Annotated in this window: 13 protein-coding genes; 3 read left to right on the top strand and 10 right to left on the bottom strand. The window is 66.2% G+C overall.

The features are described 5' to 3' along the window. Positions 1 to 79: 79 nt before the first annotated feature. Positions 80 to 622: an Rv3235 family protein gene (locus M2390_RS09495; RefSeq protein ID WP_259178251.1), complete on the bottom strand. Its 543-nt coding sequence runs from the start codon at positions 620 to 622 to the stop codon at positions 80 to 82. 239 nt (positions 623 to 861) lie between these two features. Here M2390_RS09495 and M2390_RS09490 point away from each other — a divergent pair, with 239 nt between their 5' ends. After that, a complete protein-coding gene (locus tag M2390_RS09490; protein WP_030148937.1) occupies positions 862 to 2,352 on the top strand; it encodes a sensor histidine kinase in 1,491 nt (496 codons plus the stop codon). Positions 2,353 to 2,427: 75 nt separating this feature from the next. Here M2390_RS09490 and M2390_RS09485 read toward each other — a convergent pair whose 3' ends face one another. Genes M2390_RS09485 through M2390_RS09460 form a run of 6 tightly spaced genes read right to left on the bottom strand, consistent with a single transcriptional unit; the run spans position 2,428 to position 8,550 of the window. After that, positions 2,428 to 3,522, bottom strand: a complete 1,095-nt coding sequence (locus M2390_RS09485; RefSeq protein WP_259178249.1) for a Gfo/Idh/MocA family protein — start codon at positions 3,520 to 3,522, stop codon at positions 2,428 to 2,430. Then, a complete protein-coding gene (locus M2390_RS09480) occupies positions 3,507 to 4,196 on the bottom strand; it encodes a ThuA domain-containing protein (RefSeq protein ID WP_030148935.1) in 690 nt (229 codons plus the stop codon). Before M2390_RS09480 ends, M2390_RS09485 begins: the two co-directional genes overlap by 16 nt. Positions 4,197 to 4,217: 21 nt before the next feature. Further along, positions 4,218 to 5,405, bottom strand: coding sequence for a Gfo/Idh/MocA family protein (locus tag M2390_RS09475; protein ID WP_259178247.1), 1,188 nt, complete (start codon positions 5,403 to 5,405; stop codon positions 4,218 to 4,220). Between the two features lie 15 nt (positions 5,406 to 5,420). Then, a complete protein-coding gene (locus tag M2390_RS09470; RefSeq protein ID WP_259178244.1) occupies positions 5,421 to 6,335 on the bottom strand; it encodes a carbohydrate ABC transporter permease in 915 nt (304 codons plus the stop codon). Then, the gene (locus M2390_RS09465) at positions 6,335 to 7,240 is read right to left on the bottom strand and encodes a carbohydrate ABC transporter permease (protein WP_121689207.1); all 906 of its coding nucleotides are present in this window, start codon (positions 7,238 to 7,240) and stop codon (positions 6,335 to 6,337) included. Before M2390_RS09465 ends, M2390_RS09470 begins: the two co-directional genes overlap by 1 nt. 5 nt (positions 7,241 to 7,245) lie before the next feature. After that, positions 7,246 to 8,550 carry an ABC transporter substrate-binding protein gene (locus tag M2390_RS09460; protein WP_121689206.1) on the bottom strand — a complete coding sequence of 435 codons (1,305 nt, stop codon included), beginning with the start codon at positions 8,548 to 8,550 and terminating at the stop codon, positions 7,246 to 7,248. A gap of 296 nt (positions 8,551 to 8,846) precedes the next feature. On the opposite strand from M2390_RS09460, the gene M2390_RS09455 reads away from it, so the two are divergent. Continuing rightward, a complete protein-coding gene (locus M2390_RS09455) occupies positions 8,847 to 9,866 on the top strand; it encodes a LacI family DNA-binding transcriptional regulator (protein ID WP_259178241.1) in 1,020 nt (339 codons plus the stop codon). On the opposite strand, the gene M2390_RS09450 is transcribed toward M2390_RS09455, so the two are convergent. Then, positions 9,863 to 10,894 (bottom strand): NAD(P)-dependent alcohol dehydrogenase, encoded by a 1,032-nt coding sequence (locus M2390_RS09450; protein WP_259178239.1) that lies wholly within the window; start codon positions 10,892 to 10,894, stop codon positions 9,863 to 9,865. The genes M2390_RS09455 and M2390_RS09450 overlap by 4 nt on opposite strands. A gap of 193 nt (positions 10,895 to 11,087) precedes the next feature. Continuing rightward, positions 11,088 to 11,336: a WhiB family transcriptional regulator gene (locus tag M2390_RS09445; protein WP_030148928.1), complete on the bottom strand. Its 249-nt coding sequence runs from the start codon at positions 11,334 to 11,336 to the stop codon at positions 11,088 to 11,090. Between the two features lie 185 nt (positions 11,337 to 11,521). Between M2390_RS09445 and M2390_RS09440 the strand changes: the two genes are divergently transcribed. Beyond that, the gene (locus M2390_RS09440; protein WP_259178234.1) at positions 11,522 to 11,986 is read left to right on the top strand and encodes a hypothetical protein; all 465 of its coding nucleotides are present in this window, start codon (positions 11,522 to 11,524) and stop codon (positions 11,984 to 11,986) included. Here M2390_RS09440 and M2390_RS09435 read toward each other — a convergent pair. Further along, complete coding sequence (locus M2390_RS09435) at positions 11,983 to 12,909, bottom strand: DMT family transporter (RefSeq protein WP_259178233.1); 927 nt, start codon at positions 12,907 to 12,909, stop codon at positions 11,983 to 11,985. The two genes, M2390_RS09440 and M2390_RS09435, sit on opposite strands and share 4 nt — an antisense overlap. Positions 12,910 to 12,960: the final 51 nt, after the last annotated feature.

Genomic DNA, 12,960 nt, shown 5'->3' with positions numbered 1-12,960 from the left:
CCCGGTTCGGAAATGCCGCTCGCCCCTCGGGGTGGGCGGCATTCCCGCTTTTCATGGTGGATCCAGCGACCGTGGCACGTTAGAGGACATGCAGGACGCTGGCTCGCCAGTGGGCACCGTGCGTTTCGAGCCGAAGGACCACGGCCACCGAGGTGACCGGCCCGTGTGCGATGATCGTCGCCTCCACGGTGTGGACGGTCGGCCGGCAAAAGTGGGGAGGCCCGAGCCGGTAGGCCACATGACGTTCGGACTGACCGTGCGCGGATCGTCCCCGCCGTGCCAGAGTCGCCTGTCGCTCGAGTCCGGTGTACACCTCGGGGGTGAGCCAGCGTGCAAGCTGGCTCACATCCCGCATACCGGCCAGCGCCTCCAGCGCGGCGAGGGCGATTCGGGCGATCTCGATCTCGACGCCGGGCCGCAGCGTGCGTGGGGGATGCTGGGCCGATGCCGATGCCGATGCCGATGCTGAGGAACCGGGGGCATTGGTGTGTAGGGGCTCGGGAACGGAGGGGTGTGCGGGGCTGCTGGGGTCTGCGGGCTGAGGAACGGACGGGTGTACTGGGCTGTTGGGGTCTGCGGGCTGAGGAACGGACGGGTTTACTGGGTCGTGGTGAGCGGACATGAGTGTCTCCGATGGATACCGATGCCGCCCGGATGCCGGGGAGTTCGAGCCGGATAGCCCGGAACTGGCGGCATGGGCTAACTATCCAAACAGCCACGCACCATACGCCGCGCACACCCGGCGCACACTGTGCATAACCCGTTCAAAAAAGGCGCTGTGGAGGATTGGGAGGAGGATTCCGCCGTGTCGATTCCGCGGGCCGTCACATCAGACAACGCGCGGCATTCTAAACTGGGGGAATGTCGACTCTCAGTGACCTCATCCACCGTCAGGGCCTCGCCAGCGAAGAGGACATCGACTGGCTCCATATGCTGATCGGTGACGCCCAGCTGCTGGCCGACCTCGCCTTCGCCGACATCGTCATCTGGGCGCCCACCGCGGATGGATCGTTTGTGTCCGTGTCGCATCACCGCCCCTCCAGCGCCGCGACGCTCTTCTACCGCGACGTGGTGGGCCAGCGGATCAAGCCGCAGTGGTCGGCCCAGGTTTCCGGGGCCTTCGAGGAGGGCAAGATCGTGGATTCCTCCTCGCCGGACTGGTATGAGGAGACCCCGACCCGGGTGCTCGCGGTCCCGGTCATGCGCCGACTGAACCCGACCTCGGCCGAGAACGCGCCGCGTCCGATCGCCGTGCTGACCCGGCACACCAACCTGTCCGAGACCCGTACCCCGAGCCGTCAGGAATTGACGTTCAACGAGTGTGCGGATGACCTGTTTGGCATGATCGCCGCCGGTGACTTCCCCGATCTGGGTGCCCCGAGCGGTCCGCGCCGCGGTGCTCCGCGCGCGAATGACGGCCTGATCCGTCTGGATGTGGAGGGCATCACGACCTTCGCGAGCCCCAACGCGCTGTCTGCGTTCAACCGGATGGGCTTTGTGGACGAGCTGGAGGGGGAGTCCCTCGCCGAGGTCACCACGCAGATTCTGCCCGGGAAGCAGGACATCGACGAGTCGCTGCCGCTCGTGGTGACCGGTCGCGCACCGTGGCGCACCGACATCGAGGCGCGCGGGGTGACCGTCTCGCTGCGCACCATCCCGCTGCGCCACCGTGGGGAACGGGCCGGGGCGATCGTGCTGTGCCGCGACGTGTCCGAGCTGCGCCACCAGGAGCGCGAGCTGATCACCAAGGATGCGACCATCCGCGAGATCCACCACCGGGTGAAAAACAACCTGCAGACCGTGGCCTCGCTGCTGCGTATTCAGGCGCGTCGTGCACGCACCGAGGAGGGTGCCGAGGCGCTGACCCAGGCCATGCGTCGGGTGTCCGCCATTGCCGTGGTGCACGACACGCTCTCCGAGGGGCTGAACCAGGCCGTGGACTTCGACGACGTGTTTGAGCGTGTGCTGATGCTGATCGCCGAGGTTGCCTCCTCGCACAACACCAAGGTACACCCGATCAAGACCGGCACCTTCGGGGTACTGCCGAGCGAGTACGCAACCCCGCTCGCGCTGGCACTGACCGAGCTGGTGACCAACGCGGTGGAGCACGGCCTGGCCGGGCGCGAGGGCAAGGTCGAAATCGTGGCCCAGCGTGACGCCGAAAACCTCACCGTCCTGGTGCGCGACAACGGCGTGGGTCTGCCCGAGGGACGCGTGGGTGCGGGCCTGGGAACCCAGATCGTGCGCACCCTGATCCAGGGTGAGCTCTCGGGCCGGATCGATTGGCACACCGTCATGGGGGCCGGGACCGAGGTCACCATCGAGGTGCCCATGCGCTTCATCCGCGGCTAGCCATACCGGTTTCGGAATACAGAACAACGGTCGCCTCCAGTTCGGAGGCGACCGTTGGTTCGTGTGCGGCGTCGGCTAGATGGTGACCGCCGCCGGACGCTCTACCGTGGAGGCGATGGTGACCGCGCTGCCCGAGTGGGCCGAGGTTAGCACCGATTCCATGATCTCCAGGACGTGCAGGGCCAGGTCGCCGCTGGCGCGCGGGGTCTGGTCGGCTGGGGTCGCGGCGAAGTCGTCCAGGCCGATGCCGCGGGAGGCTCCGGGGTAGCCCGCGGACACCGGTAGGGTCTCCCAGTTGTCCTCGCCCAGGCGGCGGATCTGCACGTCGCCCTCGAACCCGTTGGGGTCCGGGACGATCAGCGAGGCGGTTTCGCCGTGGATCTCGATGTTCGAGGACCGGGTGGCCACCGCATCGAAGCTCATGAACAGGGTCGAGAGGGCACCCGAGGCGTGGGTCAGGATCCCGGTCACATGCGAGTCGGTGGTCACCGGGATCACCTCGCCCGCGCGCGGTCCCGAACCGATGGTGCGCTCGGCGCGGGTGTGGCTTGCGGCCCCGATGACGCGGGTGACCGGGCCGAGCAGGCTGACCAGCGCGGTCACGTAGTAGGGTCCCATGTCCAGCAGCGGGCCGCCGCCGGGCGCATAGTAGAAGTCCGGGTTCGGGTGCCAGCGCTCGTGCCCCGGGGTGACCATCGTGGCGCTCGCCGAGATCGGCTTCCCGATCAGGCCCGCATCCACCGCCGCGCGGGCGGTCTGCACGCCGGTGCCCAGCACCGTGTCCGGCGCGCAGGCGACCCGAACCCCGGCGGCCTTGGCGGCGGCCAGGACCTCGACGCCCTCGGCGACGGTCGCCGTCAGCGGCTTCTCGCCGTAGACATCCTTACCCGCGGCAATCGCCCGTAGCGCGATATCGGCGTGCGCCCGCGGGATGGTGAGGTTGAGCACCACATCCACCTCGGGGTCGGCCAGCAGCTCATCCACCGTGAGTGCGCGCACCCCGGGCACCGGGGCGGATTCGGCGACGCTGCGTGCACGATCCATGTCGAGGTCCGCCACCGCGACCAGGCGCAGGTGTTCCAGCGTGGGGAAGCTCGCCAGGTACTGGCCGGCAATCGCGCCGACCCCGACGATCCCCACGCGGGTGGGGGAGGTTACCGGCTGGCCCACAGCAGCCCCCGTTCGATGATCGTCTTCACGTTGTCATCCTGCAGGATCTCCACCCGGTGACCGGGGGTGCTCACAAAGATGCGTCCCCGGCCCCACTGGCGGGTCCAGATGGCGGGGGAAGTGACCGGACGGGTCCAGGCATCCCATTCGCGCACGGCCTGCGTGGTGGTGGCCAGCACGTCGTTGTAGTCATCGGCGAGGACCCAGTACTGCTCGGTCACCAGGTCGAAGTCGGTAATCCCGGCAACGATCGGGTGATCCGCGGCCTCGGGCACAATGTTGATGGTGTGCGGCACATAGTTGTCGGACTGCTCACCGGTCAGGGTATCGGGGTGGTTACCCGGGTGGCAGGCGAACTGGCCGCCGATCAGCTGCAGATAGTCGGAGTTGTTGCGGTAGGAGTCGGCGATGCCGCCGTGCCAGCCGGCGAGTCCGGTGCCGGCCTCCACCGCGGCGCGCAGACCCTCAAACTCCTCCTTCTCGATCGTGGTCATGGTGTTGCACTGCACAATCAGATCCACGGTGGCGAGGTAGTCGGCATCGGCATAGACGGCCGTGGACTCCTCGATCCGCACGGTATAGCCGTTGTCTTCGAGGAAGGGGATAAAGAGGTTGGTGGCCTCGACGGGCTGGTGTCCGTCCCAGCCGCCGCGCACCACGAGGGCGTTTTTCATGGGTGTACTTTCCTTTGAGGGTTACCGGGAAACCGGGGTATAGATGCTGTGATCGGCCGAGCTGCGTTCGACCGCGTCCAGCACCCGCTGCACGCCGAGGGCGTCGCGGAAGGAGGGGGTGGGGGAGGTGCCGGCACCGATTGCGGTGACCAGGTCCACCACCTGGTGGGTGAAGCCGTGCTCATAGCCCAGGCCGTGTCCGGCGGGCCACCAGTTGGCGGTGTAGGGGTGGACCGGCTCGGTCACGATGATGCGCTGGAACCCCTGGGTGTGGGCGGGCGCCGTGCCGTCGAAGAATTCCAGTACGTTCATGTCCTCGAAGTCGAAGGCGAGCGAGCCCAGCGTGCCGTTGATCTCCAGGCGCACCGCGTTTTTACGCCCCAGGGCGAAGCGGGTGGCCTCGAAGATACCCACCGTGTTGTCGGTGAAGCGGGCGGTGAACAGGGCCGCATCATCCACGGTCACCTTGGCGTACTCACCATCGGTCGCGCCGGAACCGCCGAGACCCACGTGCTCCCCGCCCACCGGGCGTCGGGTGACAAAGGTCTCCAGCATCGCCGAGACTCCGGCGATGTCGGTGCCGGTCACGTACTGGGCGGCATCGATGATGTGGGCGCCGATGTCCCCGAGCGATCCCGACCCCGACTTGGTTTTGTCCAGCCGCCAGGTCATCGGGGCGTTCTCATCGCTCAGCCAGTCCTGGAGATACTGCGCGCGCACCTGGCGCACGGTCCCCAGGCGTCCCTCGTCCACCAGCTGGCGGGCCAGGGTCAGCGCCGGGGTGCGACGGTAGGTGAATCCACACATCGAGAAGACGCCGCGGGATGCGGCGTCCTCGGCGGCCGCGGTCATCTCCTCGGCCTCGGCCACGGTGTTGGCCAGCGGCTTTTCACACAGCACGTGCTTGCCGGCGGCGAGGGCCGCCAGGGCGATCTCGCGGTGGGTGTCGCCGGGGGTGCAGATGTCGATCAGGTCGATATCGTCACGCTCGATCAGCTCGCGCCAGTTGGTGGTCGACTCGGCCCAGCCGTACTTGGCCGCGGCGGCCTCGGTGGATGCGGGATTTCGACCGGCGATCACCGCGAGCTCGGGGATGAGCGGCAGATCAAAGAATCGGGGGGCCGTGCGCCAGGCATGTGAATGCATGGCACCCATAAACGCGTGCCCGATCATGCCAACCCGCAGTGCGGGCGGGGAAGTGGGGGTCATGATGTTCCTTCCTTCTTACTTTCCGAAACCGGCGGTGAGGCCGCTGAGCAGCTGGCGGCGACCGACGAGGTAGAGCGCCAGCAGCGGCAGCGTCGAGAGGATCACGCTGGCCAGGATCGCCGGGATGTTGATGGTGAACTCGCCCTGGAATGCCCAGAGCGAGAGCGGCAGCACCCGATTATCCGGGCTCTGGGTCAGCACCAGCGGGAACAGGAATCCGTTCCACACCTGCAGCCCCTGATAGATACCGACGGTCATCAACGCGGGCTTGGTGAGCGGGAGGGCGAGCCGCCACAGCATCTGCCAGTGCGAGCAGCCATCCAGCCGCATCGACTCAAACAGCTCGGTGGGGACGTTGCGCATGAACGTGTTGAGGATGATGACCGAGAGCGGAATCGCAAACGCGATCGAGGGCAGGATCAGCGCGAGCAGCGAATCGTAGAGACCCGCCTTGGAGATCATGAAGTAGATCGGCACGATGGTCGCCTGGATCGGAATCGCCAGCCCCAGCAGGAACAGCGTGTTCGCCCCGTTGATGAACCTGCCCTTACCGCGCACCAGTGCGTAGGAGGCCATAAACGACACCAGCAGGATCGGGATCACCGATCCCACCGTGACCACGGCCGAGTTGATCAGGTAGCGCACAAACTGGTTTTCCAGGACCAGCGCGTAATTCTCAAAGGTCGGGTTGGTCGGGGGGAGCAACGGGTTGGTGGAGAAGTAGTCCGACTGCTTCTTGAGGCTCGTGATGACCACGTAGTAGACCGGCAGGATGATGATGGCCAGCCAGATCCATCCGCCGAGCCCGGCCAGGAAGTTGGGCCGGCCCACCCCGCGGGAGGCCTCGGGGGAGCGACCGGCCGAGGCGGCGCGCGGGGTTGGGGCGCTCGCCGCGGTGCGAGCTTCGGCGCGGGTTTGGGTGGCGGTCATTATGCTCCCTCGGTCTGGTTTGCGCTGCGATCCTTGCCGCCCAGTCGCTGCAGCATGAGTGCCAGCAGCAATCCGATGACCACCAGGATCACGCCGAGTGCGGCGGCCGCCCCCATGTCGTTGGAGCGGAATCCGGTGAGATACATGTGCAGCGGCAGCAGGCGGGTGGAGTATCCGGGACCGCCGGCGGTGAGGATGAAGATCAGGTCAAAGTAGGTCAGCGATCCCACGACCATCAGCGTGGAGGAGGTGATGATTGTGTACTTGAGCTGGGGCAGGGTGATGTGGAAGAACTGGGCGATGGTGCCCGCTCCGTCCAGGCGTGCGGCCTCATACATGCTGGCCGGAATCTGACGTACGGCACCCTGATAGATCAGTGTGTGGAAGGGAACAAACTGCCACGCGATGACAAAGATCACCACAAACAGGACCAGGTCGGGGTTACCCAGCCAGTCCTGCGCGAGGGCGGGGATACCGAGGCCCGCACCAAGACCGAAGTTCGGGTCCAGCAGGGCCTTGAAGGCGATGGCCACGGCGGCCGAGCTCAGCAGTAGGGGGATGAAGTAGAACACCGCGAGCAGTGCGCGGTAGCGCTGCTTGCCGGCCACGAAGGCACCCAGCAGGATGCTGATCGGGGCCTGCACAATATAGGAGAACACCATGATCTTGGCGGTGACCACCAGCGCGTTGCCGGTGACCGGGTCCACCAGGACCTTGGCCCAGTTGGCAAAGCCCGCCCAGGTGATCGCCCCGATTCCGTTCCAGCTGGCCAGGCTCAGCGCGATCACGCCGACCAGCGGCACCACCGCAAAAATGACAAAAAAGACCAGGGCTGGGGCCACGAACCACCCCGAGGGGCCCGCGTCGTGGGCCCCTCGGTGACGCTTGGAAGTGATGAGCGTCATGATGATTACTTACCCAGGGTCTTGTTCATGTTGGTAGCGAACTCCTCGGGGGTGATCTTCTTCAGGAAGATCTGGTCCAGGTTGGTCAGCATCGCGTCGCCCTGGGTCGAGGGAAGAGCCTGGTCCCAGGAGAGCTGGAAGTGCGGCGCGTTGGAGGCCAGGTTGTAGGTGAAGGTGAGGAAGTCGGCGTCCTCGCTCTTCTTGAGCTGGTCCTCGACGCCGGTGACCACGGGGACCGAGCCGGTGTCGATCAGCTGCTTGGTGTACTCGGCGTCAAACATGCCGTCCTTGAGGTAGGCCAGGGCCGCCTTCTTCTGCTCGGGGGTGGCCTTGCTGGACACCGACCAGAAGTTCGAGGGGTTGCCCACGATGTTCTGCGGGTCACCCACACCGCCGGTTACCGCGGGGAAGGGGATGTACCCGAGGTCGCCGTCCTTGACGAACTGCGGGGCGTCGGTCTTGAAGGTGGGGTAGGCCCAGGCACCCTGCATCAGCATCGCGGCCTTGCCGGTGTGCAGCAGGGCGCGGTCGGCACCGGAGTCGGCGGCGATCGAGGAGAAGCCGGTGACAAATCCGCCGGCATCCACCAGCTCCTGGATCTTGGTCAGTGCCGCGAGAACGGCGGGGTTTGACCAGGCGTCGGGCTTGCCGTCGATGATCGCCTGGAAGACCTCGGGTCCGCCGATGCGGTCGGTGAGGTACTGCAGCCACATCAGGTTGGGCCACTTGGACTGCCCGCCGAGGGAGAACGGGGCGATGCCCTTGTCCTTGAAGACCTTCACCAGGCTCATCAGGTCATCCCAGGTCTTGGGCGGGGTGACCCCGGCCTCCTCGAAGACCTTCTTGTTGAAGTAGATCATGACGGGGGTGTTGGCGTTGTTGGGCAGGGCGTAGGTTTTGCCATCCACCTGGCCGGTGGGCAGCACCGACTTGAGATAGCGATCGGCCACCTCGGGGTTCTCGGCGAGGAAGCCGCTGAGGTCCTCTACCTGGCCGGCCTCGACGTAGTCGCGCAGCACGCCGCCACCCCAGCTGTAGATAAAGGTGGGGCCCTCGCCGGCACCGATGGCGGTGCGGACCTTGGTCTTATATGCATCGTTGGCAAAGGAATCGAGCTTGATGCTCTCGGACTCGTGTGCCTTATTCCAGCGGGCCACGGAGTCGTTGATGATGGGCTCGGTGCCTCCGGCGAGGGTCCACATCGTGGCCGATCCCTCGGGGACGGAGTTGCCGGCGCTTCCGCAGCCGGTCAGGGTCAGGGCGAGAATGGCCGCCGTGGCCATCACGCTGGTCAGGGTACGTCGCTTCATGAGTGCTCCATTGCTTTCTCCGCGGCGCCAGTGCCGGGATATCGAAACTCGGACCGTGCGGTCTTGCCGAGGCAAAACGGCTGAGGTCGAACCTGAAGGGTGTTCCACCGCTGGTTACGAAAACTTTTCGCAATTATTTAGGTGGAATACAGGTACTTTAGCCAGACGCCGCGGCGAAGGTCAAGGGTATTTGTTGGATAATTCGCGAAATTAATGCGTGGCGTTCCGTTTCGGCGAGCGGGGGCGCTAAGCTGCGAGGCACCGAAAGATTTTCGATGACCCGATCGAGGAGGCCCATGACTCACAAACGCGCAACGCTCGCGCAGGTAGCGGCGCAGGCCGGTGTCTCGATGGCCACGGTGTCCAAGGTCCTCAACGGACGCGACGACGTGGCGGCCGCAACCCGGATCCGCGTTCAGGCGGTGATCGATGAGGTCGGATACGAGGCGCCCGGGCGTCGCCGGGAGGCCCCCGCGGGTCCACGCCTGATCGACTTTGTCTGCGAGGAGCTCGACAGCGACTATGCCCTCGAGGTGCTGCGCGGCGTTGTCGAGGCGGCGAGTGAGATCGACGTGGATATCGTGGTGTCCCAGGCGCGCACCGACCGGGTGGACAGCGGCGCGTGGGCACGCCGCCTCGCCGATGCCGGGCGCACCGGCATGGTCCTGATCACCTCGCGGATGACCGTGGCCGAGCTGGCGGAGTTTCGTCGCCTGGGGATGCCCGTCGTGGTGGTGGATCCCTTCAGTCCGATCGACGAGGGCTTTGTGAGCGTGGGCTCCACCAACTGGGCCGGTGGACGCGCGGCAACCGATCACCTGGCCGACCTCGGGCATCGGCGCATCGCCTATATCGGCGGCCCCGAGATCGCCGAGTGCCATGTGGCCCGGTTGCACGGCTACCTCGCCTCCCTGCGCGCCCACGGCATCGAACCGCGCGCCGACTATGTGATTCCCGGAACCTTTCACACCGAATCCGGGGTGGCCGGTATGGCTGCCCTGATGGATCTGGAGGAGCCACCCACGGCGATCTTCGCCGCCAGTGACAGCATCGCCGTGGGCGTTTTCGAGGAGGCTGCCCGGCGTGGGCTGCGAATCCCCGAGGACCTGAGTGTGATCGGGTTTGACGGGACCGCGCTCGGGCTGCGCACGATCCCGCCGCTGACCACCGTCGCCCAACCGCTGCGGGATATTGGACACGCGGCCCTGCGCCTGGTGCTTGAACAGTCCCGTGACGGGCTGCTGGACTCGCATCATATGGAGCTCGCGACCACGCTGATCACCCGTGCCTCGACGGATCGGCCGGCTCTGGTTTAGCGTCCCGGGTAGACCACGGTCTTGAGCGCGGATTCCTGCGTGCTGGCCTCCAGCGCGATTTCAACCTCGGCGAGGCCGTACTTTCCGGTGACCAGACCATCCAGATCCACCTGGCCCGCGGCCACCAGGTCGATGCCCAGCGGCCAGGTGTTGGTGTAGCGGAAGATCCCGGTGACGATCAGCTCGTTGTTCTGAATAACCGACACCGGCAGCGTCATTTCCGGCGTTCCCAGGCCCACCAGAACCACGCGGCCCGACGGGCGCACCGCGCGAATGCCCGAGGTGACGGCGGCGGTGGCACCCGAGGCATCCACGAAGGCGTCCACCCCGAGGGTGCTCACATCCTCCTCGCGCGGGTCGAGTACCCGGGTGGCGCCAAAACGCAGGGCCTGCTCGCGGCGGCTCTGGCTGAGGTCGCTCACGATGACCTCGAGGGCCCCGTAGGCGCGGGCGACCTGGGCGATAATCACGCCGATCGGGCCGGCACCGGCGATCAGCACCCGCGATCCCGCGGTGAATCCGGCCTTGCGGGCGGTAGCGATTCCCACCGAGAGGGGTTCGATCAGGGCGGCCGCCTCATCGCTCACCGAGTCGGGGACGTCGTGGGCGAAGTGGGACTGGATCACCGCGTACTCGGCAAATGCTCCGTCGATCGGCGGGGTGGCGTAGAACTCCATGTGCGGGTCGAGGTTGTAGTTACCCTCGAGGGTTTCGCGGGAGGTGGCGGTGGGGCGCTGGGGCTCGATCGAGACGCGCGAGCCGATCCGGGCGGGATCAACGCCCGCACCCACGGCGGCGATCACGCCGGCGGATTCGTGGCCGAGGATCATCGGGGACTCCACCACGAAGTCGCCGATGCGTCCCTCGTGGTAGTAGTGCACGTCCGAGCCGCAGATACCCACGGCAGAAATTTTGACCAGGACCTGGTCGGGGTCGAGGTGGGGGAGCGGGCGCTCCTCCAGGGTGATCTGGCGGGCTGCCTGGAGCACGCTGGCGCGCATGGAGGTGGGGAGCTGGGTCGTCGACATTGAGGATCCTGACGGGACGGGACACATTTGTTGTGTCAAACGGTAAATATCGTTACTGGGTACGATACCCCGCCAGCGTCCCCGGCGATAGCCCCGATTTTCCGAATTTGGGCACGCAAAAACGCCCAGGAACATGTGGGGAGAATTCCTGGGCGTTTGCGTGAAAAATCTGGTGCGGGGAGATCCTTGCGGATTAGGAGGCGCGGCGTGCGCGAGCGGCACGACGCTTCAGTGCGCGGCGCTCATCCTCGGAGAGGCCACCCCAAACGCCCGAGTCCTGACCGGTCTCCAGCGCGTACTGCAGGCACAGCTCGGTGACGTTGCAGCGACCGCAGACCGTCTTGGCCTTCTCGATCTGGTCAACGGCCGGGCCGGTGTTTCCTACCGGGAAGAAGAGTTCCGGGTCGGCTGTCAGGCAGGCAGCTTTATCGCGCCAGTCCATGGGGGTGCTCCTTTTTTGAATACGGTTCCCAACCAGCTAAGGTCGGTGTGAGGGGATCGTACCGAGTCTCAGAGGTCGCGAAACAATAAACGCGTTGGTGCCCACGACCCTGTGAGCGGCGACTCGGCCTCAAATATGGTCGCATATTGGTCACCACAGCGCAAGAGTTTTCTAAGGGTTTGTCCATGTCTCAGTCCGACGATACCGATCGTTCATCCGTCCCCGCCTCCTCCGGCGTGCACCCCAACCTGCGCTGGCTCAGTGTGATCCTTGGACTCGAGGCGCTGGCGATGATCCTGGTGACCGGTTGGCTCGTGGTGGATCTGTTCACCGAGCGAGCCACCTCGATGCCCACCGCGATTGCGCTCACCGTGCTGGTGGCCGCCGGTGCGCTCTGGGTGGTCGCCCTCTTTATCGCCTCGCTGCGCCTGGCGCGCTGGGTGCGGGCGGGCGCGCTGATCTGGCAGGTTCTGCAGCTGGCGATTGCCGTGGGTGCGTTCCAGGGCGAGACCGCGCAGCCGCTCGCGGGCATCGCGATCCTGATCCCCTCGGTGATCGGGATTGCGCTGCTGCTCTCCAAGCCCGTGACGGCGGTGCTGCGGCATGAGGATCCCGACGAGGAAGCTCGCTACCGCAGCCAGCGCCGCTAGTCTCGTTTGGCGGATGCCACCGCCTGTGCCGGGGTTGTCACGGCGGAGCGGGCGGTGTTTTTGCGCGCCCGGAAGCGGTCGATGATCGGCTGCCCCAGTACGATGCCCACCAGGATCAGAACCAGTCCGAGGATCTGCTGCACGGTGAGTGATTCGCCCGCCAGAACGGTGCCCAGCAGGACCCCGACCACCGGGTTGAGTAGGCCGATCAGGCCCACGCTGCCCGCGCTGAGGTGCTTGAGTCCGGTGAACCAGGCGGTGTAGGCGAGCGCGGTGGCGAGGATTGAGACGTAGCCGAATCCCCACAGCATGTTGAGGGTGAGGGCCGGTGGTGCGCCCTCGACCAGGGCTGCCGCAACCAGCAGAACCAGGCCCGCGGCGATCAGCTGCCAGGCGGAGAGCGAGAGCGGATCCACCTGCCCGGCCCAGCGTTTGGCGAGGACAAAGCCGAACGCGCTGAGGATCATGGCGGCGACCGAGGCGAGGACGCCGAGCGGGCTGATCTCGCCGCCGCCCCCACCCAGCATGATCGCGACGCCGGCGAGCCCGAGAACGGCCCCGACCACCGCGATGATTTTCGGGCGCTCGCGGATCAGCGCCCAGGCGACCAGCATCATCACGATCGGTCCGGTCGCCATGATCGTGGAGGCGATGCTGGTGGGCAGGAGCTGGGCGGCGACGTAGACCAGGGCGAAGAAGGCCCCCATGTTGATCGTGCCCAGCACAAGCGAGCGCCACCACCAGGATCCACGCGGCAGCTTTCGGCTGATCGCCAGCAGGATCAGTCCGGCGGGCAGTGCGCGAATGGCCGAGCCCCAGAGCGGGGAATCGGCGGGCAGCAGGTGCGCGGTGACGTAGTAGGTGGATCCCCAGAGGATCGGGGCTATCGCCGTGATCAGGATCCAGCGCAAATTAGTTTCCATGGAAGCTACAGTAACACTTTCCATGGAAACTATCTCGGGTTCTGGGTTAGG

This window comes from Mycetocola sp. BIGb0189 (assembly GCF_024810155.1).
GTDB lineage: Bacteria > Actinomycetota > Actinomycetes > Actinomycetales > Microbacteriaceae > Mycetocola > Mycetocola lacteus.
Note: the sequence above shows the minus strand (reverse complement) of the source record. Positions and strands in the feature narration are given on the sequence as shown.

Coding starts and splice junctions, on each gene's coding strand:
- M2390_RS09450 (WP_259178239.1), bottom strand. CDS start 10,894: ATGTCGACGACCCAGCTCCCCACCTCCATGCGCGCCAGCGTGCTCCAG.
- M2390_RS09440 (WP_259178234.1), top strand. CDS start 11,522: ATGTCTCAGTCCGACGATACCGATCGTTCATCCGTCCCCGCCTCCTCC.
- M2390_RS09495 (WP_259178251.1), bottom strand. CDS start 622: ATGTCCGCTCACCACGACCCAGTAAACCCGTCCGTTCCTCAGCCCGCA.
- M2390_RS09435 (WP_259178233.1), bottom strand. CDS start 12,909: ATGGAAACTAATTTGCGCTGGATCCTGATCACGGCGATAGCCCCGATC.
- M2390_RS09470 (WP_259178244.1), bottom strand. CDS start 6,335: ATGACCGCCACCCAAACCCGCGCCGAAGCTCGCACCGCGGCGAGCGCC.
- M2390_RS09465 (WP_121689207.1), bottom strand. CDS start 7,240: ATGACGCTCATCACTTCCAAGCGTCACCGAGGGGCCCACGACGCGGGC.
- M2390_RS09480 (WP_030148935.1), bottom strand. CDS start 4,196: ATGAAAAACGCCCTCGTGGTGCGCGGCGGCTGGGACGGACACCAGCCC.
- M2390_RS09455 (WP_259178241.1), top strand. CDS start 8,847: ATGACTCACAAACGCGCAACGCTCGCGCAGGTAGCGGCGCAGGCCGGT.
- M2390_RS09445 (WP_030148928.1), bottom strand. CDS start 11,336: ATGGACTGGCGCGATAAAGCTGCCTGCCTGACAGCCGACCCGGAACTC.
- M2390_RS09490 (WP_030148937.1), top strand. CDS start 862: ATGTCGACTCTCAGTGACCTCATCCACCGTCAGGGCCTCGCCAGCGAA.
- M2390_RS09460 (WP_121689206.1), bottom strand. CDS start 8,550: ATGAAGCGACGTACCCTGACCAGCGTGATGGCCACGGCGGCCATTCTC.
- M2390_RS09475 (WP_259178247.1), bottom strand. CDS start 5,405: ATGACCCCCACTTCCCCGCCCGCACTGCGGGTTGGCATGATCGGGCAC.